The sequence below is a fragment of the Paenibacillus sp. FSL H7-0350 genome (assembly GCF_038593195.1).
GTDB lineage: Bacteria > Bacillota > Bacilli > Paenibacillales > Paenibacillaceae > Paenibacillus_AQ.
This window is the reverse complement of the sequence record NZ_CP151972.1, coordinates 6,564,966-6,588,443: the sequence shown is the minus strand read 5'-3', so window position 1 is coordinate 6,588,443 and position 23,478 is coordinate 6,564,966. Positions and strand designations below refer to the sequence as shown.

25 protein-coding genes and 1 riboswitch are annotated in these 23,478 nt (G+C 53.4%); of the genes, 5 read left to right on the top strand and 20 right to left on the bottom strand.

The window, feature by feature from the left end; genetic code table 11:
* Window positions 1–13: 13 nt before the first annotated feature.
* The 4 genes from NYE24_RS29580 to NYE24_RS29565 are packed head-to-tail and all read right to left on the bottom strand — an operon-like array spanning window position 14 to window position 2,729.
* On the bottom strand, window positions 14–874 hold the full coding sequence (locus NYE24_RS29580) for an ABC transporter ATP-binding protein (protein WP_342477307.1): 861 nt from the start codon (window positions 872–874) through the stop codon (window positions 14–16).
* 12 nt (window positions 875–886) lie between these two features.
* The gene (cbiQ, locus tag NYE24_RS29575) at window positions 887–1,675 is read right to left on the bottom strand and encodes a cobalt ECF transporter T component CbiQ (protein WP_036696774.1); all 789 of its coding nucleotides are present in this window, start codon (window positions 1,673–1,675) and stop codon (window positions 887–889) included.
* The gene (locus tag NYE24_RS29570; protein WP_342477306.1) at window positions 1,672–1,965 is read right to left on the bottom strand and encodes an energy-coupling factor ABC transporter substrate-binding protein; all 294 of its coding nucleotides are present in this window, start codon (window positions 1,963–1,965) and stop codon (window positions 1,672–1,674) included. Before NYE24_RS29570 ends, cbiQ begins: the two co-directional genes overlap by 4 nt.
* Window positions 1,965–2,729, bottom strand: a complete 765-nt coding sequence (locus NYE24_RS29565; protein ID WP_342477305.1) for an energy-coupling factor ABC transporter permease — start codon at window positions 2,727–2,729, stop codon at window positions 1,965–1,967. Before NYE24_RS29565 ends, NYE24_RS29570 begins: the two co-directional genes overlap by 1 nt.
* 284 nt (window positions 2,730–3,013) lie before the next feature.
* A riboswitch (cobalamin riboswitch) is annotated at window positions 3,014–3,208 on the bottom strand.
* Window positions 3,209–3,347: 139 nt separating this feature from the next.
* Here NYE24_RS29565 and NYE24_RS29560 point away from each other — a divergent pair.
* Window positions 3,348–4,280: a helix-turn-helix domain-containing protein gene (locus NYE24_RS29560; protein WP_076158887.1), complete on the top strand. Its 933-nt coding sequence runs from the start codon at window positions 3,348–3,350 to the stop codon at window positions 4,278–4,280.
* A 310-nt stretch (window positions 4,281–4,590) separates the two neighbouring features.
* Here the strand turns inward: NYE24_RS29560 and NYE24_RS29555 are convergent, their stop codons facing one another.
* The 3 genes from NYE24_RS29555 to NYE24_RS29545 all read right to left on the bottom strand — a co-directional run bounded on the left by NYE24_RS29555 (window position 4,591) and on the right by NYE24_RS29545 (window position 6,868).
* The gene (locus NYE24_RS29555) at window positions 4,591–4,956 is read right to left on the bottom strand and encodes a hypothetical protein (RefSeq protein WP_342477304.1); all 366 of its coding nucleotides are present in this window, start codon (window positions 4,954–4,956) and stop codon (window positions 4,591–4,593) included.
* A gap of 132 nt (window positions 4,957–5,088) precedes the next feature.
* Window positions 5,089–5,364 carry a DUF6171 family protein gene (locus NYE24_RS29550; protein WP_342477303.1) on the bottom strand — a complete coding sequence of 92 codons (276 nt, stop codon included), beginning with the start codon at window positions 5,362–5,364 and terminating at the stop codon, window positions 5,089–5,091.
* 10 nt (window positions 5,365–5,374) lie between these two features.
* Window positions 5,375–6,868: an alpha-N-arabinofuranosidase gene (locus NYE24_RS29545; RefSeq protein WP_341029696.1), complete on the bottom strand. Its 1,494-nt coding sequence runs from the start codon at window positions 6,866–6,868 to the stop codon at window positions 5,375–5,377.
* Window positions 6,869–7,056: 188 nt separating this feature from the next.
* On the opposite strand from NYE24_RS29545, the gene NYE24_RS29540 reads away from it, so the two are divergent.
* Window positions 7,057–7,470 (top strand): peptide deformylase, encoded by a 414-nt coding sequence (locus NYE24_RS29540; RefSeq protein ID WP_342477302.1) that lies wholly within the window; start codon window positions 7,057–7,059, stop codon window positions 7,468–7,470.
* Complete coding sequence (locus NYE24_RS29535; protein ID WP_342477301.1) at window positions 7,467–8,444, top strand: hypothetical protein; 978 nt, start codon at window positions 7,467–7,469, stop codon at window positions 8,442–8,444. The genes NYE24_RS29540 and NYE24_RS29535 overlap by 4 nt, the downstream gene beginning before the upstream one ends.
* Window positions 8,445–8,487: 43 nt before the next feature.
* Here NYE24_RS29535 and NYE24_RS29530 read toward each other — a convergent pair whose 3' ends face one another.
* The 5 genes from NYE24_RS29530 to NYE24_RS29510 all read right to left on the bottom strand — a co-directional run bounded on the left by NYE24_RS29530 (window position 8,488) and on the right by NYE24_RS29510 (window position 12,772).
* Window positions 8,488–9,429 carry a 5'-3' exonuclease H3TH domain-containing protein gene (locus NYE24_RS29530; RefSeq protein WP_051493734.1) on the bottom strand — a complete coding sequence of 314 codons (942 nt, stop codon included), beginning with the start codon at window positions 9,427–9,429 and terminating at the stop codon, window positions 8,488–8,490.
* A 28-nt stretch (window positions 9,430–9,457) separates the two neighbouring features.
* On the bottom strand, window positions 9,458–9,823 hold the full coding sequence (locus NYE24_RS29525) for an arsenate reductase family protein (protein ID WP_036696760.1): 366 nt from the start codon (window positions 9,821–9,823) through the stop codon (window positions 9,458–9,460).
* Window positions 9,824–10,305: 482 nt separating this feature from the next.
* On the bottom strand, window positions 10,306–11,304 hold the full coding sequence (locus NYE24_RS29520; RefSeq protein WP_342477300.1) for an RluA family pseudouridine synthase: 999 nt from the start codon (window positions 11,302–11,304) through the stop codon (window positions 10,306–10,308).
* Entirely contained in the window at window positions 11,301–11,867 is a 567-nt protein-coding gene (locus tag NYE24_RS29515) for a cob(I)yrinic acid a,c-diamide adenosyltransferase (protein ID WP_036696754.1), read from the bottom strand. Before NYE24_RS29515 ends, NYE24_RS29520 begins: the two co-directional genes overlap by 4 nt.
* A gap of 140 nt (window positions 11,868–12,007) precedes the next feature.
* A complete protein-coding gene (locus NYE24_RS29510) occupies window positions 12,008–12,772 on the bottom strand; it encodes a methyltransferase domain-containing protein (RefSeq protein ID WP_051493733.1) in 765 nt (254 codons plus the stop codon).
* A 314-nt stretch (window positions 12,773–13,086) separates the two neighbouring features.
* On the opposite strand from NYE24_RS29510, the gene NYE24_RS29505 reads away from it, so the two are divergent.
* Window positions 13,087–15,108, top strand: a complete 2,022-nt coding sequence (locus tag NYE24_RS29505; RefSeq protein ID WP_342477299.1) for a methyl-accepting chemotaxis protein — start codon at window positions 13,087–13,089, stop codon at window positions 15,106–15,108.
* Window positions 15,109–15,647: 539 nt separating this feature from the next.
* Here the strand turns inward: NYE24_RS29505 and NYE24_RS29500 are convergent.
* From NYE24_RS29500 to NYE24_RS29470, 7 genes are all read right to left on the bottom strand, one after another.
* Window positions 15,648–16,544 (bottom strand): alpha/beta hydrolase, encoded by an 897-nt coding sequence (locus NYE24_RS29500; protein ID WP_036696747.1) that lies wholly within the window; start codon window positions 16,542–16,544, stop codon window positions 15,648–15,650.
* A gap of 34 nt (window positions 16,545–16,578) precedes the next feature.
* Window positions 16,579–17,208: a TetR/AcrR family transcriptional regulator gene (locus NYE24_RS29495; protein WP_342477298.1), complete on the bottom strand. Its 630-nt coding sequence runs from the start codon at window positions 17,206–17,208 to the stop codon at window positions 16,579–16,581.
* A 125-nt stretch (window positions 17,209–17,333) separates the two neighbouring features.
* Window positions 17,334–17,588 (bottom strand): aspartyl-phosphate phosphatase Spo0E family protein, encoded by a 255-nt coding sequence (locus NYE24_RS29490; RefSeq protein ID WP_036696846.1) that lies wholly within the window; start codon window positions 17,586–17,588, stop codon window positions 17,334–17,336.
* A 199-nt stretch (window positions 17,589–17,787) separates the two neighbouring features.
* Window positions 17,788–19,005, bottom strand: coding sequence for an aminotransferase class I/II-fold pyridoxal phosphate-dependent enzyme (locus NYE24_RS29485; RefSeq protein ID WP_342477297.1), 1,218 nt, complete (start codon window positions 19,003–19,005; stop codon window positions 17,788–17,790).
* Between the two features lie 13 nt (window positions 19,006–19,018).
* A complete protein-coding gene (locus NYE24_RS29480; protein WP_036696743.1) occupies window positions 19,019–19,510 on the bottom strand; it encodes an Lrp/AsnC family transcriptional regulator in 492 nt (163 codons plus the stop codon).
* Between the two features lie 168 nt (window positions 19,511–19,678).
* Window positions 19,679–20,077 (bottom strand): spore coat protein, encoded by a 399-nt coding sequence (locus tag NYE24_RS29475; protein WP_051493727.1) that lies wholly within the window; start codon window positions 20,075–20,077, stop codon window positions 19,679–19,681.
* A 36-nt stretch (window positions 20,078–20,113) separates the two neighbouring features.
* Window positions 20,114–20,347: a hypothetical protein gene (locus NYE24_RS29470; protein WP_342477296.1), complete on the bottom strand. Its 234-nt coding sequence runs from the start codon at window positions 20,345–20,347 to the stop codon at window positions 20,114–20,116.
* 188 nt (window positions 20,348–20,535) lie between these two features.
* Between NYE24_RS29470 and NYE24_RS29465 the strand changes: the two genes are divergently transcribed.
* On the top strand, window positions 20,536–21,774 hold the full coding sequence (locus NYE24_RS29465) for an FAD-dependent oxidoreductase (protein ID WP_342477295.1): 1,239 nt from the start codon (window positions 20,536–20,538) through the stop codon (window positions 21,772–21,774).
* Between the two features lie 136 nt (window positions 21,775–21,910).
* Here the strand turns inward: NYE24_RS29465 and NYE24_RS29460 are convergent, their stop codons facing one another.
* The gene (locus NYE24_RS29460) at window positions 21,911–23,470 is read right to left on the bottom strand and encodes a flavocytochrome c (protein ID WP_076158849.1); all 1,560 of its coding nucleotides are present in this window, start codon (window positions 23,468–23,470) and stop codon (window positions 21,911–21,913) included.
* Window positions 23,471–23,478 lie beyond the last annotated feature (8 nt).

Genomic DNA, 23,478 nt, shown 5'->3' with positions numbered 1-23,478 from the left:
CCTCTTCCCCCGTTCATGAATGGCTGTGGTCAAGCGCAAGCAGCTTATGCAGTTTCAATTTGAATTCATCGGCGGTGCGGGGAGCGCTCTGACCTGCGGTCAGGCGATCAGGCAGGCTGAACCATAAGTCAGCCAGCAGCGGCAGTCCCAGCCCGATGGACAATAGCTCCTCCCGTCCCGCAAAAATCTCCTCCGGTGTCCCCGCCGCCCTGCATCTTCCATGCTCCAGCACAATAATCCAGTCCGCCCAGCGGTAAGCCAGGTTCATGTCATGCGTAGCCATAACTACGGTTGTCCCTTTATCATGTATGGCTTCAAGGCCCTTCAGCATCTGCGTTTCCGATAACGGGTCCAGATACGAGGTCGGCTCATCCAATAGAATTAGCTCAGGCTCCATAGCCAGTACACCGGCGAGTGCTGTGCGTTTTTTCTGGCCCAGGCTAAGCTGATGAATCGGTTTATCACCCAGATCAGTCAGATTCAGCAGCTCCATGACCTCCCGGCAGCGCGCAGCAATAGCCGGTTCAGCCATTCCGCTGCCGCGCAGCCCAAACGACACATCCTCCAGCGGTGTGCTGAGGATCAGCTGCTGCTCAGGGTCCTGGAAGACCAGGCCCACCTTCCGCCGCAGAGCGGCCAGCTCTTTTTTGGAGTAGGATAACGCCTTCCCTCCTTGCACAACCGTACCCTGCTGCGGGCGCAGAATGCCAACGGCATGCAGGAACAACGTCGATTTGCCCGAACCGTTATGACCGATTATTGCCGTCTTGCTGCCTGCGGGGATGGAGAACGTCAGTTCATGCAGCGCAGGCTCCTTCGTATCAGGGTAACGGAAGACCACTCCGTCACAACTCAGACTATATTCCTGATCCATGACCGGCTCCTTTCATGTGTTAGTGATAAAGTACGTCTCAGCCAGCAACAGTAGCGCAATACCGGTATAAGCCTGGATTGTATAGCGCCTCGGCACAGGACGCGCCGTATAAGGCGGGATAATAATCTCGTCTGTGAATCCGCGGGCCAGCAGCCCCTGCGATAATCCGTAATACCGGTGCATCGTGTTGCCGAACAGCGCTCCTGCCATGGCCGCAGTCTCCCGCAGTCTGGCCTTGTAGCCCCGCCGGCCTCCGCGCAGCCTGCGGGCCAGCAGCAGACCATGCGCTGCATCACTCAGCAGGAATAAGAAGCGGTACATAATCAGCATCAGCTCCAGGACAATTTGCGGCATCCGCAGCCTGCGCAGCACCTGCAAAAGCTCACTAAACGGAGTAGTGAACATCAGGAAAAAGAAACAGCTCATGCAAGCAGAGATTCTGGCCAGCAGCTCTCCTGCCCGCTGAAGCCCGGCCGCTGTAACATATACCGGCAGGTTCAGTCCCGGAAATGAGAATATCCCTGCCTCTCCCGATGCCGGGTGCCCGAATTCCACGAGCAGTGCCGGTACGCTAAGCGCATAGAACAGCAGCGCTGTGCCGAACAGCATGCCATAAGCACGGAAGGGAATACGGGCCTGTAATACACACCAGGACATCATCCATAGGGTGATTGCAGCCTGTAGTACCGGATGTACCGTGTAAGAGAGCAGGAACATCAGGGCTGCGAACGAGCTTTTCCACATCGGGGATAACTGGCGCAGCGCATTATTGTAGGAGAGAACGTCAATCCGCCGGATCACTTGCTGCTATGCTGCTTCGTCCCGCCCTGCTTGCCCTTGAGCAGCCCCAAGGTATAACCGATCACACCTGCACCCATCGCTGCCTGCAATGCGAACAGCATACTCTCCGTCTCCCCTGGCAGCTCAGTCAGCGGCTTGAACCACGGCTTATAGTCAGGGTTAATCTCGGTAATCACACCTTCAGCCGCATCATCGGCCCCTCCGAATTCCCCATTAACCAGCAGCAGCGGCAGAATGACCAGCAGAATAACAACCAGCAGCATCAATCCATTTTTCCATCTATTGCTCATTAGGCTCTTCCTCCGTTCACCTTGCGTTTCAGAAGCGACAATTCATTCGGGCTATACGATTTCAGCCAGTTCCACAGCAGTACCGTCAACAGCCCTTCACTGATGGCCAGCGGGATTTGCGTCACGGCAAAAATCCCCCCGAATTTGAGAAAAGAAGCCAGAACGCCGCCATCCGCCGCCGGAAAAGCCACCGCCAGTTGAAAGGAAGTCACTACATACGTACTCAGATCAGCCATCGCAGCCGCACAGAATAAGGCCAGCTTCTCGCGGTCCGGCATTTTCATCATCAGCTTATACACTGTATATCCGGCAAAAGGACCCGCCACCGCCATCGAGAACGCATTGGCTCCAAGCGTAGTGATCCCGCCGTGCGCCAGCAGCAGCGCCTGAAACAGCAGGACAATCGAGCCGATTACGCTCATGGGCAGCGGCCCCAGCATTACCGCACCCAGTCCGGTACCGGTGGGGTGTGAGCTGCTTCCGGTCACGGAAGGCATTTTGAGCGCAGACAGGACGAAGGTAAACGCCCCGGCCAGACCCAACAGCAGCTTCAGCTCCGGGTTCTCCCGGGTCATGGCTCTCAGCTTGAAGATTCCCAGGACAAAGAACGGGATAAACGCCGCCCACCAGAAGACCGCCCAGCCAACCGGCAGGAATCCTTCCATAATGTGCATCGCGCGGGCCGTCCCCGGTTCGTTCAGCATAAAGTACACCGTAAATCCGGCAACCAGTGCCGCAAAGCTCCACCCTCTGTGTTTTTGCATTTGTCACCCTCCATGTTTGTTGATTTCCCATTTAAGATCATAAAGCCAAAAAAACCCACCCTAAAGGGTGGGAGTGTATGTACGCAGGCAAGTTCGATAGAGCACGCAGCCAGGAGCTAAGCGAAACAAGGTGCTTCTCATCGTCCCATCACTAGGGGCCGTATCCTTGTATCCAGCAGCTATAAACCGGGGGGCCTCTCTACACTCAAGATTCCTCCGGTCCATCAGGGCAGAACGCCTCTTCTCATTAACCTATCCGTACACCGCTCCTATCCGCGTAGAGTCGTGGTGTGCGTCGACAAGGTAGGTCTCCTGGCTTGGAATACAGGCGCCGCAGGCTTCGTCTTCCCCGGGGCTTCCCGAGTGACCTCATGAAGTGCAGCTCTTCCATACAGTGGCGGGACCGCTCGGGAGTTGCACCCGATTCCCTGTTATCCCTTGCCGCTTCCGGCAAGAGCACCTTGTTTCATTGCTAATTCATCTCACATCATAGCGGACTCGGCCTAGCGTGTCTGTGATATAAATTGGAAAAGCTGGCCTGCAGCCAATCATAGCTTGTAGAAATTTTATTTGAGTAATATAATTATTAACTATATAACCTGAACGTGGAGGCATCCGATGAAACTTGATCTAACTGAACAATCCCTGCCCGTGTACGAGGCCCTGTCCAGTACCGTGCGCCTGCATATGCTGCGGCTGCTGTCCGATAAACCCATGAACGTGAAGGAACTGGCCGCAGCCCTCAAGCTAAGCAGTGCGATTATGACCATGCATGTGCGCAAGCTCGAAGCCGCCGGGCTGATCCGCAGCCACATGGCTCCCGGCAAAAGCGGACTGCAAAAGATTTGTACACTGGCCGCAGACGGGGCAGAGATTGTGTTTCCGGGACAAGCCCGGACTCCGCGTAGAGGGTACCGCAAGGACATCCCGGTGGGGCATTATTCCGACTTCCAGATCGAGCCTACCTGCGGACTGTCTACGACGGAGAGGGTCATCGGACACTTTGACGATCCCCGTTATTTCTGGGACCAGGAGCGGGTGAACGCCGGGATTCTCTGGTTCGGCAAGGGGTTCGTCGAGTATAAAATCCCGAATTTCCTGCTGTCCAGCCAGCAGCCGGAGGAGCTTGCCATCACGATGGAGATTGCATCCGAAGCCCCGTCGATTAACAACAACTGGCCGTCGGATATTACCTTCACGTTGAACGGACAATCGCTCGGCTTCTGGACCAGTCCCGGTGACTACGGAGATAATCCGGGAAAATACACACCGGCCTGGTGGCCCGCACTAACCAACCAATACGGCCTGCTCAAGCAGCTGCGGATTACGCAGACGGGTACCTACATGGACGGGCAAAAGCTGTCGGAGGTCACCCTCGATCAGGTAGGCATCCGCAACAAACAATGGACCTTCCGGCTCTCCGTCGAGGAGGATGCCGAGCACATCGGCGGTCTCACCCTGTTCGGCAAAGGCTTCGGCAATTACAACGAGGATCTGGTGTTTGAATTGTTTTATACGGATGGTGTGGCAGATTTGCCGGGTTCTTTGTAAAGGCCTGCTTAGCAGGTAGGTAGGGGGAGATTGATTGATTGATTAGTTAGATTAGTTAGACTAATTAGGTTAGTTTTCGTTTCAGCTACTTTTGGAGCCAAAACTCCTCACTACTGCTTAACGCCCACTTCCACGAATTTAGGGGTACTAATGTCTCTCATTTCCGCCCAAAGCCCACTTTCGACCAATTCAGGGGTACTAATGCCCCTCATTTCCGCTCATCGCCCACTTTCAACCGATTCAGGGGCACTAATGCCCCTCATTTCCGCTCATCGCCCACTTTCAACCGATTCAGGGGCACTAATGCCCCTCATTTCCGCTCATCGCCCACTTTCGGCCGATTCAGGGGCACTAATGCCCCTCCCAACATCCATCCAGCCAGCTTCTCACCGCACCAGAGGGATTTATCCCTCTCATTCCCTTCCTCCAGCCCATTTTCCGCCGCATTAGAGGGATTTATCCCTTTCATTTCCTCCTCAAGCCCACTTCCCGCCGCATTAGAGGGATTTATCCCTCTCATTTCCTCATCCACCCCACTTTCTACCGTATCAGTGGGATTTATCCCTCTCATTCCCTCATCCAGCCCACTTCCCGCCGTACCAATTGGATTTTCCCCCTTTACTTTGCCAACTTCGCCTCCTCTAACACTTCCATGTCCCTTTCCCCTCACCTCCATAACGCAAAAAAGCCCCTCCAACCGCAGCATTGTGCAGGTTGGAGGGGCTTTCGGTGATCGATCCGGCTCTTATGGCAAGGGCGGCTTCTAGCCTATCTGTTTAGCATGGCCTCTTGCGCCAGGCGTGAGCCGTCATTCCGCCACCGGCTGCCACTTTCCGCCGCCCGGCAGCGGACAGCTGCGGGCCTTCAGCCGGGCCACGACAGGAATGATGCACCCGCAGGCAGTACAGGTTACGCCATCCTGCAGCTTCGGGCAGGTCCCGCAGATCGCCAGCCGCTCGGCATAGACCTCATCGGAAGCCGAATTGTCAGGATTGAACATGGAGGAGGCCAGAATGCGGGCAATCTGCGCTTCCGTGACCTTGTACTCCTCACGGCATCCCTTGCAGGTTGAAGTGGTCGCCATCCTGCGTTCCTTATGCCTTCGGAGTAATTTCCAGAACGGTTACCGACATTGGCGGCAGTTCTACAGTCAGCGTATCCCCTTCAAGCTTGAAGGCGCTGAATGTCTGTGGTGTCACAGCTTCCGGCTGCTCAAAGCTATTGTGGGCATCGATGGAAGCTCCGGCCAGCGTAGTTCCGCTTACGGATGCTTGTCCAGCCAATCCGCGCAGTTCCAGCGGCAGGGTTGCCGATGCCGCATGATTCAGGTTACACAGGCTGACATGGATTACGCCTTCTGCGGTTACAGAAGCGGAAGCCGATACTTCAGGAATCTCTACTCCCTCATAGCTGTATACCGGGCTGTCCACAGTCAGCTCCAGCAATTCTGCATCCTGATGCACTTTGTACATGTTGAATACATGGTAGGTTGGGGTCAGGAGCATTTTCTCGCCTTCGGTCAGAATAACGGCCTGCAGTACATTCACTGTCTGGGCAATGTTCGCCATCCGTACACGGTCACTGTGCTTGTGGAAAATATTCAGCGTCAAGCCGGCCACCAGCGCATCACGGATCGTGTTCTGCTGGTAGAGGAAGCCCGGGTTCGTACCCGGCTCAACATCATACCAGGTGCCCCATTCGTCAACGATCAGGCCGACTCTTTTCTCAGGATCGTATTTGTCCATGATAGCGATATGGCGGGTAACCAGCTCATCCATGAACAGTGCCTTCTTCAATGTTGTGAAGTATTCGTCTGTTCCGAAGCCTGTAGCCGCGCCCTTATGATTCCAGTCCGAAGTAGGCAGGGTGTAGTAGTGCAGGGTAAGCGAATCCATGAAGCGGGTAGCTTCACGCATCAGTACTTCCGTCCAGTTATAGTCATCCGCATTCGCCCCGCAGGCGATCCGGTGGATCTTGTTGTCTCCATAGTTGCGCACATACGTCTGATATTGACGGTACAGGTCAGCATAGAATTCAGGACGCATGTTACCGCCGCAGCCCCAGTTCTCGTTGCCCACACCAAAATACTTAACGCTCCAGGCATCTTCCTGGCCGTTCTTCTGACGCAGCTCAGCCATTGGCGAGACTCCGTTGAAGGTCAAATACTCAACCCACTCGGACATCTCTTGAACAGTTCCGCTACCTACGTTACCGTTGATGTACGGCTCGCAGCCCAGCATCTCGCAGAGGAGCATGAATTCATGCGTACCGAAATGGTTGTTCTCTACCGCGCCGCCCCAGTGTGTGTTGATCATCCGCTTACGCTCTTCGCTCGGGCCGATACCGTCCTTCCAGTGGTATTCATCAGCGAAGCAGCCGCCCGGCCAGCGCAGTACCGGAATTTTCATTTCCTTAAGCGCTTCCACTACGTCGTTGCGGATACCCTTGGTGTTCGGAATAGGGGAATCTTCGCCTACCCAGATGCCTTCATAGATACAGCGTCCCAGATGCTCAGCGAAATGTCCGTAGATGTTGCGGTCAATTTTACCTTTGCGGATGTCGGTGTTCAGTACAATGCGTTCTGCCATGGGAAGTTAACGCTCCTCTTTAGGTTAATATATTTGTTAATCATTTAATACTTATATTAACATTATAATCAAGCTTCCTCCGGTTCGTCAATCTTTATCTTAAGCAGCAACTCCCGCATTCCCGCATTTCACTTCCCCGCCAAAAATGATATTATGGACACACAAATACAGCATAACTGGAGAGTATAATGATCAGACCTATCAGTAAAGATATATCGCTTCTTAGCCAAAAATCTGCTCCGGCCACGGAAAAGGATCTGCCCGTGTTAATGGATCTTGTGGAGACGCTGAACGCCAACTCCGACCGGTGCGTCGGCATGGCTGCGGACATGATTGGCGTCAACAAACGCATCATTGCCATCCGTGTGGAGCAGCAGATGACGATTTCGATGATCAATCCGGTGATCGTTAAGCGCACCCGTCCTTATGACACTGAGGAAGGCTGCCTCTCGCTCGAAGGCGTACGCCCGGCGAAACGGTACGACTACATTGAGGTAGAGTACCTCGATTATAATTTCAAGAAGCACCGGGATAGCTTTACCGGATTTACGGCGCAGGTTATTCAGCATGAGGTGGATCACTGCGAGGGTATTGTGATTTGAGCCGGGACGTAAGAGCGCTAACCTTCAGCAAGACGGCCGCCGAGCAAATACTGAGGAATGAGACTGATACCCGCACGCTTTTGTCAGAATATCCGGAGTACAAAGAAGAAGTGCTGCATGAGATCAATGCCTTATCAAGCCAAAAACGCGCCAACCTGATCCATAATTTGCTCGCCAGCTATACAAGCAGCGCCAAAATAGCGAAGAGCAAAATTGTCAAAAGCGGCTTTAATCAAACCACCATTAACGCTTTTCTTCCTAATATTATTAAAGCCCGGTTTGCCATTTATCTGATCGAGCAGCTGCAATTAGCGGTGTCCGCCGAATCAGCCTCGGGGCCTGTCCGGTTCAATCTCTGGGACGGTTATATTCTGCAGAAGCTCCTGTTCAAGGAAAAGCTTGTCCGGAAGCCCGTATCGCTCCCTCTGTTCCGGATATGCTGGAAGCTGATGATCCGCCCCAAAATGCTGATGCCGCTTGTCAATAAACAAGGAATCTATTGCTTCTATTCCCGTTCGTTAATCAAGCACTTATCCGCTCTGATCGGAGACAAGGCGTGCCTGGAGATCGGTGCAGGTGACGGTACCTTGACGAGATTCCTTAACGATAACGGCACAGTCTGCCGGGCAACTGATGACTATAGCTGGGCGCATTATATCACCTACCCCGATTTTGTGGAACAAGCCGATGCCAAAGCTGCACTGAGCAAATACGCTCCTAAGGTGGTGCTTTGTTCTTGGCCGGTGCCCGGCAACCCGTATGAGAAGCATGTTTTTAATACGGAATCTGTAGAGTTGTACATTGTAATCGGTACAAGAGACCCGGCGATCACCGGTGATTTCGATGCGTATGATAAGGCTAAGCATTTCAGCATGGAGCTGAATGAGGAATTATCCCGCCTGCTTGTGCCGCCATCTGAGGATAATGCGGTCTATCTCTTCACACGCAAACAAGACAGTACACGCTCACGATAGGTGAGTAGCTACTGTCTTGTTTGGTTTGCTGTCTATTCCGGCTTCAGCCCAGATCCCCCAGCTCAATCTGTACGATTCCCCGGTCATCCCGTTCCTCGGCGATCCCGCCGATCAGATGCATCAAGCTGCCGAACTCCAGCTCATTGAACTTGCGTGCGGCGTTATCCCGCTGCAGCTCCCACAGACATTCGGCCAGCTCGCATACTATCGGCACATCGCAGCGGATTTCCGCCAGTTCCCGTGAGAGATGCAGCATGTCGAGGTCCGCTTCAATCTTAGCCCGAACGCCCTTGGGCAGCAGATGCAGGTTCTCGATGACCCCTTCCACAGTGCCGTATTCCGTCAGCAGCTTGGTGGCGGTCTTCTCGCCTATGCCCTTCACACCGGGATAATTATCGCTGGTGTCGCCCATGAAGCCCTTCAGGTCGATCACCTGCGCAGGGGTGAGGCCCCGTTCTTCCAGCAATTCCGCTGGATCGTACACCTTATAGTTGGAGCGGCCTTTTTTCATAATCACGACCTTGACGCTGTCATTCACCAGTTGCAGCATGTCGTGGTCCCCCGTAAGAATGTAGACCTCCGACTCCCCGCTGTAGCATGAAGCCAGTGTGCCGATGCAGTCATCTGCCTCATAACCAACCAGACCGATATTCGGCACGCCCAGCTCAGCCACCACTTCCTTCACCAGATCAAACTGCGGGATCAGCTCCAGCGGTGCGTCAATACGATTAGACTTATACCCTTCATACTTCTCTGAGCGGAACGTGCCCTTGCCCATATCCCAGCAGCAGACCACATGTGAAGGCTCAAACGTACTCACCGCGTCGAAAAAATACTGCAAAAATCCATACACCGCATTCGTCGGCAGCCCGGCGCGGGTCTTGCGGATATATCCACCATAAGAGGTAGCATAAAAAGCGCGGAACAGCAGAGCCATTCCATCGACAATCATGACCCGGCCCTTGATTTCTGTTGCTGTGCTCATGTGTAACCTCTCCTTGTATTCCTTAATTTTAGGCGTTGCTCCAAGCTTCGGCGTACTGGTCTTCCTTGTAGCCTACGGTAACTTTCTTGCCGTCAGTAACTACTGGACGCTTAATCAGCATCCCATGTGCGGACAGCAGCGCAAGCTGCTCGTCTTCGCTTAAGTCTGCAAGCTTGTCCTTCAGGCCAAGCTCCCGGTAGACTTCACCACTCGTATTAAAAAACTTCTTCAGCGGCAGCCCGCTGTGCTTCACCAGCACACGCAGCTCCTCCACGGTTGGCGGCTGCTCTGCGATATGCTGCAGCTCCAGCTCATGCCCTGCTTCCTTCAGCCATTTCACTGCGCTGCGGCAGGTGCTGCATTTCGGATATTGGTACACCTTCAAGTTACTCATCGGCTTCTCCTTCTATCATAAAGTGCAGCAGTAATGCTAGTCCTAAAGATCGTCACTGCTGCTTATATTGTTGGGGTCGTCTGCATAGCAGCGGCTTTTACCCGGCCGGCATTACGCCCGACCTCACGGCCAACCTCAATAGGTGGAAATTGTACAACTCTTCCTTCCAAATCCGCATCGCGAGAGGAAATAGTTGGATTTCAGGCACTTAATTCAGAATAAATCGTTACTTTGCGGAGTATGGGGCAATTTTAGTTGTACTTTTTCCACTTGCTTGCCGCAGAGCCTTCATATAGCTGCAAAATATGTGCAGCCTGGCACTTATTTGCCTGTTGGTGTACTCCAATGGTGGCAGAAAGGTTACTCTATGAGCGGTTGGCGCATATAAAAGGCAGCATACTGCTTAGCATCTTCCTCCGATTGTAGCCAAGCTACATGCTGTTGCAACGGGAAGCTGAGTCCCGGATAGGTCCGGCGCTTCCTTACCGTGCCGACTGCCGCAGCTTCTCCTGCAGCAGCGCCATATCCGGCGGCAGCGGAGCCTCGAAGACCAGCTCGGCATGCGTCACCGGATGCCGGAACGCCAGCCGCACCGCGTGCAGCGCCTGGCGCGGAATGGCCGCGTCCAGCTCCGCGATCTGCGCGAGCCGGGCGACGTCGCCCGGCAACAACGCCTCCGTCCGGCCGCCAGCCGCCTGCCCATACAGCGGGTGACGGTACATCCCGTCACCGATCAGCGGGCAGCCGACCGATCCCATATGCACCCGGATCTGGTGGGTGCGCCCGCTCTCCAGCTTCAGCTCGATGCGTGAAGCTGCACTGCCATAGACCTCCTTGACCTCATACCGGGTCAAGGAGGGATAACCGTCCGGCGTCACAATCCGCCGGTGCGGCTCCAGCGGATCGCGGTCGATCGGACCGTCGATATCGCCGCTGGGCAGAGCAGGCACACCGTGAACGAACGCGGTATACCGCTTGTCCACCGTGCCGGCAATCATCTGCTCGGAGATGTGCTGGTGGCTGTACGGATTCTTGGCAATCACCAGCACCCCGGAGGTCTCCTGGTCCAGCCGGTGTACAGGGCGGAAGCGGACCCGCTCGCCCTTCTCTGCCCAGTAATGTACCACTCCGTTCGCCAGGGTCTCGGTATAATGACCGTGGGTCGGATGGACAATCATTCCTGCGGCTTTGCTTACCACAAGCAGATGCCCGTCCTCATACAGAATCTCGAAGGGAATCGGCTGCGGCAAAATATCCTCTGACGTCTCTTCCTCCATCCGGATCTGGACCTCATCCCCGCTGCTCACCTTGACGCTGATATAGACACGCTCTCCGTTCAGGGTAATGCCGAGGTCTGTCATTTTGAGCCGGGAGAGCAGCTTGCGGGAGACATCCATCCGCTTTTGCAGAATGGTTTTGAGCAGCCAGCCGTCCTCGGACGGCGGCACTATATAGGAGATGGGCGGATAATAGCTGGTCATTTGTTCCGGAACACCTTTTTGCTGCGCAGATATTCTACTTCAGCAATCTCCAGCCGGGTGTTGGCAGCACGGGCCAGAGCGAAGAAATAGTCGGACAGCCGGTTCAGATAGATTACCGCCTCAGGGTTAATCTCCGCACTGCGGCCCAGCGTCACTGCCCGGCGCTCGGCCCGGCGGCAGACCGTCCGGCAGACATGCAGCACCGAGGACAGCTGGCTTCCGCCGGGCAGAATGAAGCGCTCCAGCACCGGATTCTCGGCCTGAAGCGCATCGATCCAGCCTTCCAGACGCGTGGCCATCTCGCTTTTTACTTTGTAGCGGTTCTCACTCAGCTTCACGAACGCCAGATCCGATCCGCAGTCAAACAGCTCATGCTGAATCTCCAGCAGCTGCTCGCGGACATCTAGAAACCGCTCGTCTTCCATCAGGCTCCGTGCCTGGCCAACGAAGCAGTTCAGCTCGTCAATGGTGCCGTAAGCCTCGACGCGGACATCGTCCTTGCCTACCCGGCCGCCAATAACTGAGGTCTCGCCCTTATCCCCCGTACGCGTATAAATCGCCATGGTACTTCCCTCCTAAGTTGCAAATCACATAGTCATAGTGTAATCGTTCTTAGGTAGGGTGGCAAACAAAGATCAACTTTTCCGCCATGTAAATAACTCCCTTAAGAGGAAGCCTTAATTATCCTTCTATTCAACCTGCCTCATGGCTTACGAAAAGTAATGCAATACATCAGGCCCTTGCACACTTCCTTGTAAGCTACTTCCAACATCTCCGGCGGGATCAGCCCAAGCATCTCCGGCATGTCCGCTCCCTCTGCAAAATACCCCTTAACCACCGGCACCTTCCCGTACGTTCCGTTCACCAGCTTCTGCGTCTCGTCGGCAATCATCAGTCTTGTGCCCGGCCTCGCCACCCGGATCATCTCCAGTACCGCAGCACGCGGATCGCTGAAAACATTAATTCCGCCTACATGGTAGACGCAGTCAAAGCTGTTGTCCTGAAAAGGCAATCTCTCTGCGTTACCCTGGAACAAATGTGCCTCCAGCTTCCACCGCCGCAGATTACGCACCGCCTGCTTCAGCATTCCGCTGGAAATATCCAGCCCGTACAGCTCGGCCTTCATGTTAAGATACGGGAAGTTATCGCCGCTGCCCACCGAGGTCTCCAGCACACGCTGGCCGCCGCGCAGCTCAAGCGAAGACAGGAACTGCTCTCTATAGCTGCGTTCTCCGCCGAACTTCAGCACGAAGTAGAACTTATTGGACAGCCGGTAGAAGCGGGCAATCCGGTTGTATAGTTCCAGGTACTTCCGGTTATTACCTGCGGCATCCGCTTCCTCCATAAAAGCAAAATACCCTTGTCTCCACGGATATTGCCGTCCATTCACCGGATTGACCGCTCCCGTACCCTCCAGCTTAAGCTCTTCATATGTATTCGGGTCCCTCAGCAGCTGATCATGCAGCATGAATATTCCCTCTTTCCTGACATCGTACAGTTCCAGCCCGTACTCTGTGATGTTCGTGAATATTCATTATATGCCTACAGCTGAAAGCGGACATCAGGCCAGGGTCTGCCGCCGTCTCCGTCTCTAGTCTTAACCCGAAGACTCAGAATTTGCGACATTTTTTTATTTTTTTCGACAAAAGGTAACAACAAAATCAGCTCTCCAGCCGATGATATTCAATATAACTATAAATAGCTTCGCTATCTAATGGGGGGATTTGCATGGCTAATATTGCTCACAAGGGGATTTCCAGGCTCCGGTTCAAAAGCATACGTATGAGAACATTTGCATTCATCCTGCCCATCTTTCTGATCACGCTGGTGCTGGTCGCTCTGTTGTCGTACATGTATTCCAAAAACATTATCCAGCGCGAGGTTACGCAAAAAATGAATGTGCAAATATCGGATATTTCTAACGAAATTAATGCGAACTTAAGTGTGCACAGCAAGGTTCCCGAGGTTCTGGCGCGTACGCTGGAGAGCCACGCTGCTGAATTCACACTGGATCAATACCGTACCATGCTGTCTAGTGCGCTGAAGGCTAATCCGGATACATATGGTGTGGGCATTTATTTTGAACCCGGACGGTATGACAGCAAGCTGAAGTACTTCTCCACCTATGCCCACCGTGACGGCGGCAAAATTGTGACTACCGAGCAGTATAATGACCCCAATTATAATTATCACGGGCAGAACTGGTACACCATCGGCAAGGAGCATGAGGGGATTACAGATCCGTTCTATGACACAATTACAGGAACAACGATGGCTACGTTTGCTGTTCCTTTCCGGGATACCGCAAATACCTTGCTGGGGGTGATGGCCGGCGATATCGATCTCAAGACGCTGCAGAGCAGGATCGAACAGACCAAGGTCGGGAATACAGGCTGGGCCTTCCTGCTGGACAAGCAGGGGAATTACATTGCCGGACCGGATGCCGGGAAGAATATGCAGCTGAAAATAACAGATGAAAAAAGCGCAAGTCTATCCGCAGCAGGAGCAGAAATGCTTAAGCAGAATCAGGGGATGGTCACCTATGCCGATTCCGGCGGGACCATCCAGATGTATTATGAAAAGCTGCCGGATACCGGCTGGACCGTGGGTCTCGCCATGCCGGAGCAGGAGCTGTATGCGCCGCTTAAAGGGCTGCTAAGGTCTATTCTGCTGGTTAGCTTTGTGGGTCTTATCCTGACGGTAGCAGCTGTATATCTGTATAGCCGCTATATTACCCGTAAGCTGACTCGTGTCAATGAGATGTCCCAGCAAATGGCTGCCGGAGATTTCACCGGGAAGCTGGAGGTGGACAGTGAGGATGAGTTCGGTAATATGGCCGGGCATCTGAACCAGATGATTACCAATCTGAGCAGACTCCTGGGGACCATTGCCGATCACTCCCTGCAAGTTGCCTCGACCTCGGAGGAATTAATGTCCAGCGCCAACCAGACCAATCACACAACAGAGGCTATCGTGGAGAATATTCAAGATCTGTCAGCCGGAGCGGATCAGCAGCTTCAGTCCACCCGCGAGTCTGCAAGAGCGATGGAGGAAATGGCTGCCGGTGTGCAGCGGATCGCGGAAGCTTCAATGGATACCGCCGCAGCGGCCGGGCGGGCGGCAGGCCAGGCACAGAACGGGCATTCCGTCATTACGGAGGCGGTGGACCGGATGGAAGAGATGGAGCGGACCGCCGCAGATGCTTCAAGCATGATTACCTCTCTTACCGCACAGTCCCAGCAGATCGGTAACATTATCGGTCTGATCAAAGGCATCAGCGATCAGACCGGCATGCTGGCCTTAAACGCGGCGATTGAGGCTGCCAGAGCGGGCGAATACGGACGGGGCTTCTCCGTAGTTGCCGGTGAGGTGAAGAAGCTGTCCGAACAGACGGCCGAAGCCGCAGGGTCTATCAGCACCCTGATTCTCGAGATCCAGCAGGGCAACCGGGCGGCATCAGACGCGGTGCTGGCCAATGCCGGTGCCGTTCAGGAAGGCTCGCGGATGGTAGGCGAGGCCGGGCGTCTGTTCACGGATATTCTCGGCGGCATCGGCGAGATTAATACCCAGGTTCATGAGATGTCCGCTTCCTCCGAGCAGCTGCTGGCCGGAACCGAGGAGCTGACCTCTTCGGTGGCGGAGATGGCAGAAGTGGCCAGGCAGGCCGCAGAGCGTTCCCAGGGCGCTGCCGCGGCCTCTGAGGAGCAGCTCGCCTCCATGGAGGAGGTAGCCGCAGCCTCTACCGAGCTGGCGAAGATGGCCGATGGGCTACAGCAGGCAGTGGCCACGTTCAAGGTAAACTAACATGCATAAATAACCCCCTGATAAGTCCCTTCGGACACAGGGGGTTATTTTATATACGGTCTCAGAGCCTGAGCAGCTATCTGTTGGACCGCAGCAGCTTGTACATTTAGATTAGGGTAAATCCAAGGCACGGTCCTCCCGCCTCAAGAGTCCGTCTCATTTGGCCAAGGTAAGCAGTCTGTGCTTCGTTCAGCGTAGCAGGCTCTGAATGTACGCAGTGATAAGTATAAGAGTAAAGATGGCGGTAATCTATGAAGTAGTTAATTCGATCCAAACAGGCTGCACGGGGATTAGCACTGCGGTATCCTTTGATAAAGGCTTCATAAAATGCAAGCACAGCCCTCCTCCTGCCTGCCCATTCCAGTTCCGAGAGAGTATGCTCCCTGGGAGTCACGGTGTGATCCAGTATTTTGACTACTATATGAGTTCCCGGAGTGTGCTCAATCTCAAATACTTGTCTGAATAACCTCCAAGCAGCTTAACATCCTCAGTTGAACTGCCAAGCTCCCTAAATACCCGGTGCCGGACCGTTTCTGGAATCATTCGCTTACCCCATTCCCTTTCAAAAAAGCCACCAGCTCGCGGTTGACCCGCTCCGGCTGCTCGTGATTCACGCCGTGTCCTGCGTCCGGGATGACCGTGTAACGGAACCCGCCAGCGTCCAGAGGACCTGTGAGCTCTTTCTTATGATTCAGCTTATAATCACCCAGCAGAAAATAAAGCTTATCCCTGCAATGAGCCGCCTTCTCTTGATCGTAGAGCTGAGCCCTGTGGGTAAACATAGCCTGCTGGTTATGGTTTCTCAACAGTAGCACCAGATGCTCCCCGACTTCAGGGTGCTTGTCCAAAAGTCCCGAAGCAGGTGAACTGAGCTTGCGGGCTACCTTGAGCAAATTGCTGCGCGTAGGAACAAGAATCTCCGGGAACATCATCAGCAGCGTGTGTATCATACTTTTAATTGGAGCAGTAACCATTCCTCCCTCCATACAGACAGCCCTCAGTACTCTTCCCGGCTCGTTCACCGTATAATTGAAGGCCATGTAAGCTCCGTTCGACACACCTGCCACGTAGAATGCTTCAAGTTGTAACCCATCTGCAACCTCGTTTATCCAATCGACCTGGTTAAACGTCCGTTTATTGAACCTCTCACCTGGAACACTTTTCCCCGGACCTCCCAGCGTATCTACTGCAATGCAGTAAAAATGCCGTGACAGCTCCTTCATATTCAGCAGCCACATCACTGCCGAATTATCGCCTACCCCATGGAGCAGGAGCAAGGGCGGTGACTCTGGATCTCCCGCTGTTATACAATGGGTTGTCCCATATGGAGTCTCCACATCAAGCTCCTGAAATTCCGTCCCCCAGTCCCCAAGAAGTTCGTTGTAGGCCTGTAGAACCCGCTCTTTACCTGCCTCGCTTCTAAAAACTTTTATCATAGTAGATTCCACCTTTTCCGCTATGGGATGGATGCTATCGATCTTTTTTCATGAAACGCAGAACCAGTTCAGTAGATGGGAAAGGTACACTAGAGGTAGTCTGCAGCCTCGCTATTCCAAGCCCCTGTAGGAATGAAAAGTACGCGATGGCAATCTCCACCGGATCTCCCCGTACAATCTCCCCTGCCTGCTGTCCGGCAATAATTAAGGGAATAAACTGCTCAAAGGGCAGCTTGCTCTTCGCCTTCGCTACAAGCTTCGCCTCCTCAGGAATCGCCTCCGAGGTTACTGTCTGGAGCAGAATTAGCCGAAAATGCTGCATAGCGATACTATCCGGGGACAGCAATGCCTCTGTCAGCCATGTGATCCGTTCCATTGGACTGCCTTCCAGCTCCGCCGCATATTGCACCGACATTCCGGCGCCATCCGAGGCCATTTCAACGATCTTGGTGAACATTTCATCCTTCGACTTGAAATACATATAGACATAACCCTGGCTAAATCCCGCACTGACCGCGATATCCTTAATCTTAGTCCCGGCATAGCCCTTCTTGGAGAATACCTCTACAGCATGTAAAATGATTTGCCGTATGGTCTTATCCGGAGCTAATTGTTCAAAGCCTTCAGTAAATTTACGTTCTAGCCATTTGCTATTGTCGCTCACCCTATTCTCTCCTTCGAAATGAATGACTGTTCATTCATAATACTATAAAAATAAATTTATGTAAATTATAAACAAAACGGACATCTCCCCAAAAGAAGACATCCGCTTCGTATAATCCTGCTGTATTAATTACTCTTACGGTGACGGCCTCTCATATACTCATTAATCTTGAGGTCCAGCAAGCTGCTGATTGCTATTACATTATCCGAGGTAAAGGACTTCTCCTGCATAAAGAGCTGTTCCATTCTGCTGCGGAGCATCTGAATTTCATCTTCCAGCGAGAGCCTGCGTGCATTCGCATCTCCTTTGGCGCGAGGTAGCCCGCTTCCGGAACCACACTTCCCGCCATAGGAGGATAAGTAATAATCTGCGCTCAGCACAATCACCCTTCCTGATGTAGTATTGCGCGTCATCCAGATAAGAACTGTGTAGTTCTGTGCAACCAGATATGAAGCGCCTTTATTCCGGAATAAGAGGTCCATGTAAGTGTATTACAGGTGTTTCTTGTCCTTAGAGTAAAATAATACCATATCAGAAGGTGATCGGCTATAGTTCGATTTACTTCTTTGTCGAGCCTTGTCAGGCCCCTTCCCGGGCCAGCTGTGAGACAAATGCCCCAATTCGATCAACCGCTTCATTCAACTGGGACACCGAGGTGGCATAGGAGCAGCGCAGATAGCCTTCCCCGCCTAGACCGAAGACACTTCCCGGAACAGCAGCGACCTTATATTCAAGCAGCAGGCGCTGGGCGAACTGGTCCGAGGTCAGGCCGGTGGCCTGAATACTCGGAAATGCATAGAAGGCACCCTGCGGCTCATGGCACTCAAGTCCTGCCTCCCGCAGCCCCTTGACAATCAGCCGGCGGCGCTGGTTATACGAGTCTGTCATGCGGTCCTTCTCTTCCATTCCGTTGGTAAGTGCCTCCAGCGCAGCCACCTGGCCCATCGAAGGCGCACACATGACGGTATACTGGTGAATCTTCAGCATGGCAGAGATCAGGTCCGGGTGTCCGCAGGCATAGCCCATCCGCCAGCCGGTCATGGCGAAGGCCTTGGAGAACCCGCTGACCAGGATCGTCCGGTCCAGCATTCCCGGCAGCGAAGCGAAGCTGACATGATTGCTTCCATAGGTAAGCTCGGCATAAATCTCATCGGAGATGACGATAAGATCATGCTTCTCGACCACCTTGGCAATCGGCTCCCAATCCTCACGGCTCATGATCGCGCCCGTCGGATTGCTTGGATAGCAGAGAATCAGAATCTTCGAGCGCGGGGTGATCTTGGCCTCCAGATCTTCGGCAGTCAGCTTGAAGTTGTTCTTCCCGAAGGTCTCAATGCCTACCGGAATACCGCCGCCGATAGCCGTGATCGGAGAATAAGAGATGTAACAGGGCTCGGGAATCAGAATCTCGTCTCCCGGAGAGATCAGAGCACGCAGGGCCAAATCAATAGCCTCACTGCCGCCGACCGTGGCGATAATCTGATTCGCCGGATCATACTTCACGGCGAAGCGGGTCTCCAGGTACTCGGCAATACCCTCACGCAGCTCAGGCATCCCGGCATTGGAGGTGTAACCGGTGAAGCCGCGTTCGAGTGAATAGACGCAGGCCTCTCTGACATGCCAAGGTGTCTTGAAGTCCGGCTCGCCGACACCCAGCGAGATAATATCCTTGCTGCCTGCCGCCAGATCAAAAAACTTGCGGATGCCCGAAGGCTGAATCTGCTGGACCAGCGGGGCCAGATAAGAGTTCATCGACTTGCCTTTATCTCCTGTGTGCTGTGCGTTATTAATGATCATGACATTACATCCTTCACGGAGATATCATCAGACGGTTGTCTTCCTCATGCTCTTCAAAGATGATACCGTCCTGTTTGTATTTTTTGAGCGTAAAATTAGTCTTCGTAGAGAGCACTGCATCAATCGGTGACAGCTTCTCAGACACAAAGTTAGCGACCTCGCGCAGATTGCGGCCTTCCACTTCCACCAGCAGGTCGTAAGCACCAGACATCAGATAGACCGATTTAACCTGCGGATACAGATAGATCCGTTCGGCAATCCCCTCGAAGCCGCGGCCCCGTTCCGGCGTAATCTGTACCTCGATCAGTGCTGTCACCCGTTCATCATCGACTTTGTCCCAATTGACAACCGTCGCGTATTTCACAATGACATGGTCCTGCTCCATTTCAGCAATAACAGTCTTTACATCTTCTTCCTCCGCACCAAGCAGGGTCGCCATTAATGCAGTCGAGCTTCGCGCGTCCTCCTTGAGCAGTTCCAGCACTTTCCTCTTCAATTCATTCATTCTTAGGGCCTCCTGCAAAAAAGAGTTTAGTATTAATATGACATGAAAAGTACCATTCTGCAAACAAAATAACCCCGCCGGGGCGGGGTTATCTGGCTGCATTCCCTTTGTATTTTCTCCTGCATGGCCGGGTAAGCGCTCTAATGCTTCACAGGCCCATCGCCAGGGTTACATATAATAGGAACCGTTATGATGCTGCTGGACGTTCGGCTGGTGCTGCGAAACATTCGAATGCTGGTTAAAGGCTCCTGCCCCGCCTGTTTTCTCACGCACAAACTGCTGCAGCTTCTGCTGGGTCTGCTGGGCACTCTGAATCTGCTTGTCCACATCCTGACGCAGCGCTTTGCCCGGAGGGGTGTACATGTTCATTTGCGACATCTGCATGTACAGTTCCCCCTGAATTCTGAGGGTATCCATAGTCAAATCATTGAATACCCGTCTGACGGCGGGACAATTCGATTCTGTAGCTGCTGTGGTGTACTCGCGGACTGTCCGCTTCAAATCGGCCAAAATCGTGTTGAGTAAATCTTCATCCGCCATAAACGGCGTTCCATTCTGTGCGTACACAGTAAAACCTCCTTCAAAGTTTGTGGGTACTGCCTGTTATTGCGGCTGCGATGGTGCGTACTGCTGATGCTGATGGAGCAGCTGGACCAGCATATCCATGTGATGGGTATGATTCTGAATCTGCTGGATGCAGATCCCCTGTACGGTTGAATTCTGAGTGGTTCCGGCTGTAGCCGCGAGCTGCTTAATCAGCAAATCCTCATTGGAAATGGAATCCGCAATGTATTCCAATTCTTTTCCGCTAAGTGCCTGCATTTGGTTAGATTGCATGTTCGGTAGTCCCTCCTTCTGGTTGTTCAAGCGTTCCTTAGTATGCTTCCGGGGGAGGCTGTTTATGTACCGGGAGGTACATTCAGCAAGCTTACACCTGATGAATAATCCTTAGGGTCTTGACGCATGAGACTCTGCAATAGTGCAAATAATACTACTCTGAATGACACAAAGGAGCGAACAGATCTATGAAACTCGTCAGCGGGCAACTGCCCTGGGAACACACACTGCCTGAGACTCCGGTATATCCGGTACTTGCGGATGATATTACCTGCGACTGTCTGATTGTAGGCGGCGGGATGGGCGGAGCTATGATGTCCTACCGCATGTCCCTCAGTGGAGCAGATACTGTTCTTATCGATAAAAGAACGGTCGGCACCGGAAGCTCCCACGCTAATACGGGACTGCTGCAAATCGCCAATGACAAATCACTGACTGCCTGCATGAACACCTTCGGGGAAGAAAACGGCGTGCTGTTCTACAGACTCTGCCAGCAAGCCATGCGTGCGATTCTGGAGCTGCCCGGCAAGCTGGATATCGATCCGCAGATTATTGAGCGCAGCAGTCTGCTGTATGCCAGTAAGCCGGAAGATGTTGCTATGCTGAAGCTGGAGAATGAGAATCTGGTGAAGCATGGCTTCGATTCGGAATTCTGGGAAGAGGAGACGATCCGCGCCCATTATGCCTTCTCCAAACCAGGAGCGTTGTATTCCAAAGGAGATGCGGAGACCAATCCGCTGCGCACCGTACACAGTCTGATTCATAAAGCGCACTCCGGCGGGGTAAGGGTCTATGAGCATACCGAAGCCCTTCATTATGAGTACAATGAAGACGGCGTAATCTGTCATACCGGGCAAGGCCGGATTGTTGCTAAGAAGGTCGTCTTTGCTATGGGTTATGAGACCCAGGACATGAAGAAGGACCGGGGAGCAGAGCTGATCAACACCTATGCCATTATGACCGAGCCTCTGCCCCAACTTCCGAAATGGCATGAGCAGAGTCTGCTCTGGGAAACGGCCCGGCCTTATCTGTATTTCCGGACTACTCCGGAAGGCCGGATCATTGCCGGCGGCAAGGATGAGCAGCTTACCAGTGTAGAGCGGCGTGAGGTTAGGGTCCTCTCCCAGTGTGAGCGTCTGCTTGAGGAGGTTACGGCCCTGTTCCCGGAACTGCAAGGAATCAAGGCTGAATATTCCTGGGGAGCGGTCTTCGGCTCCACCCATGACGGGCTGCCTTATATGGGACCGCACCCGGAGTTCCCGCACTGCTACTTCATTGAAGGCTATGGGGGGAACGGCACGGTCTACAGCATGATCGCCGCCGAGCTGCTTGCAGATACGCTGGCCGGCAAGAGCCGCCCGGAGCTGGAGCTTTTCTCGCTGACCCGGTCGCCGAAGCCTGCGCCCTCCCCCGCGATACTGTCTTAAGGGCGGCTGGTTCAGGGAGGCGGCATCAGAGAGAGTTGCAACATAGAAAGGGATGCCCGCGTAGCCTGATGGCTGCGGAGCATCCCTTTTTTGATTAAATACTTATGGTTATAACGATATATAGAAGAATAATAGCTTATTGCGCTTTTACAAATTCAGCCGACTTGATCCCTGCCTGACGTCCGAAGATAATAATCTCGGCTACCGAGTTACCGCCGATGCGGTTCTCGCCGTGCAGCCCGCCGACCACTTCTCCTGCCGCGAACAATCCGGTAATCGCCTTGCCGTCTTTGTTCAAGACCTCAGTGTTGGTGTTGATCACCACTCCGCCCATCGTATAGTGAATCCCAGGGCCGATCTGAATCGCATAATACGGAGCACCGGACAGATCATTATCCATACCGGTAGTTCTGCCGAATTCAGCATCCGACTTACTCTTCACCGCACTGTTCCATGTATCCACGGTAGTCTTAAGTGCTGCTGCAGGAACCTTCATCTGATCCGCCAATGCCTCAATGGTATCTGCGGTCTTGACCACACCCATCTTAATGTATTGATCTACCGCCTTAACACGGGATTTCACTCCGGCGTCGAACACGAGATAAGCGGATTTCTCAGGAAGTGTATTAATTGAAGCCGTCACCTTATCACGGGTATTCATCTCATTGCCGAAGCGCTTGCCCTCAGCAGATACAAGAATAGCTCCTTCGCCCCGGACCGCTTCACCGATCAGGTAGGATTTCTCCTGCTGCACAGTCGGGTGAACCTGAATCTGATCCAGGTCTACGGTAGTTCCGCCGACCTTCTCAATCATGGCAATGCCGTCGCCGGTGCTGCCAATCTGGTTGGTCGTTACCAGCCCTTGCAGATCCGGGCGAACCTTGGCAATCAGTTCTTTGTTGGCACCGAAGCCCCCAGTGGTTACGATAACTGCTGCTGCGCTGATCATTTTGTCATCGGCCTGGTTGAACAGCACCTTCACGCCGTTCACCTTACCGTCCTGTACCGTAAGCTCCTTCACATCCGCATTGACGAACAGCGGAATTCCCTGCTCCTGAACATTGCGGACAAGTCCTGCTACAAGATATTGTCCCACTGCCGAGCCGTCTTCCGGACGATGGGTACGCTTCTCTTTCATACCGCCGGTAATTGTAATATTGTTCAAGCGGATTCCGATGGAATCGAGCCAGTCAATGGCACCCGCGGATTGATCCACGAAGAAGTGCAGCAGCTCCTTATTGTTCGTATCATGTCCGCCCTTAAGGGTCTCTTCATAGAACAGTTCGTTGCTGTCTTCGATGCCCTGCTCCTTCTGGAACTTGGTCTGCGAGGCATTCATCCCTGAGGAGGATTTGGTCGTATTGCCGCCGGCAACCGGCATTTTCTCTAAGATGACCGGGTTCATGCCGGCCGCTTTGGCTTCCAGCGCAGCAGACATTCCCGCACCGCCCGCACCGACGATGACGATATCATATTTATCCTTTAACTGATCGTACGGAGTATAGCTCGCTTCGGATGCTCCCGACACGGCCTCTGCCTTCTCTGTAGGTGCAGTGGTTGCTGCCGGCTCTGTTGCCGCGCTGCCCGCTTCCTTGCTCTCATTCTTGCTGCCGCCCGCATTGTTGTTTCCGCAACCTGCAATGACCAGCATCACGGAGAGAATGAGGATAAGCGCCGCTGTTAATCTCTTATTCATGTGAGTTG

What these genes read in the sequence shown, in the direction of transcription:
- NYE24_RS29580 (WP_342477307.1), bottom strand. Translation starts at nt 874, where the DNA reads ATGGATCAGGAATATAGTCTGAGTTGTGACGGAGTGGTCTTCCGTTAC.
- NYE24_RS29570 (WP_342477306.1), bottom strand. Translation starts at nt 1,965, where the DNA reads ATGAGCAATAGATGGAAAAATGGATTGATGCTGCTGGTTGTTATTCTG.
- NYE24_RS29565 (WP_342477305.1), bottom strand. Translation starts at nt 2,729, where the DNA reads ATGCAAAAACACAGAGGGTGGAGCTTTGCGGCACTGGTTGCCGGATTT.
- NYE24_RS29560 (WP_076158887.1), top strand. Translation starts at nt 3,348, where the DNA reads ATGAAACTTGATCTAACTGAACAATCCCTGCCCGTGTACGAGGCCCTG.
- NYE24_RS29555 (WP_342477304.1), bottom strand. Translation starts at nt 4,956, where the DNA reads ATGGAGGTGAGGGGAAAGGGACATGGAAGTGTTAGAGGAGGCGAAGTT.
- NYE24_RS29550 (WP_342477303.1), bottom strand. Translation starts at nt 5,364, where the DNA reads ATGGCGACCACTTCAACCTGCAAGGGATGCCGTGAGGAGTACAAGGTC.
- NYE24_RS29545 (WP_341029696.1), bottom strand. Translation starts at nt 6,868, where the DNA reads ATGGCAGAACGCATTGTACTGAACACCGACATCCGCAAAGGTAAAATT.
- NYE24_RS29540 (WP_342477302.1), top strand. Translation starts at nt 7,057, where the DNA reads ATGATCAGACCTATCAGTAAAGATATATCGCTTCTTAGCCAAAAATCT.
- NYE24_RS29530 (WP_051493734.1), bottom strand. Translation starts at nt 9,429, where the DNA reads ATGAGCACAGCAACAGAAATCAAGGGCCGGGTCATGATTGTCGATGGA.
- NYE24_RS29525 (WP_036696760.1), bottom strand. Translation starts at nt 9,823, where the DNA reads ATGAGTAACTTGAAGGTGTACCAATATCCGAAATGCAGCACCTGCCGC.
- NYE24_RS29520 (WP_342477300.1), bottom strand. Translation starts at nt 11,304, where the DNA reads ATGACCAGCTATTATCCGCCCATCTCCTATATAGTGCCGCCGTCCGAG.
- NYE24_RS29515 (WP_036696754.1), bottom strand. Translation starts at nt 11,867, where the DNA reads ATGGCGATTTATACGCGTACGGGGGATAAGGGCGAGACCTCAGTTATT.
- NYE24_RS29510 (WP_051493733.1), bottom strand. Translation starts at nt 12,772, where the DNA reads ATGCTGCATGATCAGCTGCTGAGGGACCCGAATACATATGAAGAGCTT.
- NYE24_RS29505 (WP_342477299.1), top strand. Translation starts at nt 13,087, where the DNA reads ATGAGAACATTTGCATTCATCCTGCCCATCTTTCTGATCACGCTGGTG.
- NYE24_RS29500 (WP_036696747.1), bottom strand. Translation starts at nt 16,544, where the DNA reads ATGATAAAAGTTTTTAGAAGCGAGGCAGGTAAAGAGCGGGTTCTACAG.
- NYE24_RS29485 (WP_342477297.1), bottom strand. Translation starts at nt 19,005, where the DNA reads ATGATCATTAATAACGCACAGCACACAGGAGATAAAGGCAAGTCGATG.
- NYE24_RS29480 (WP_036696743.1), bottom strand. Translation starts at nt 19,510, where the DNA reads ATGAATGAATTGAAGAGGAAAGTGCTGGAACTGCTCAAGGAGGACGCG.
- NYE24_RS29470 (WP_342477296.1), bottom strand. Translation starts at nt 20,347, where the DNA reads ATGCAATCTAACCAAATGCAGGCACTTAGCGGAAAAGAATTGGAATAC.
- NYE24_RS29465 (WP_342477295.1), top strand. Translation starts at nt 20,536, where the DNA reads ATGAAACTCGTCAGCGGGCAACTGCCCTGGGAACACACACTGCCTGAG.
- NYE24_RS29460 (WP_076158849.1), bottom strand. Translation starts at nt 23,470, where the DNA reads ATGAATAAGAGATTAACAGCGGCGCTTATCCTCATTCTCTCCGTGATG.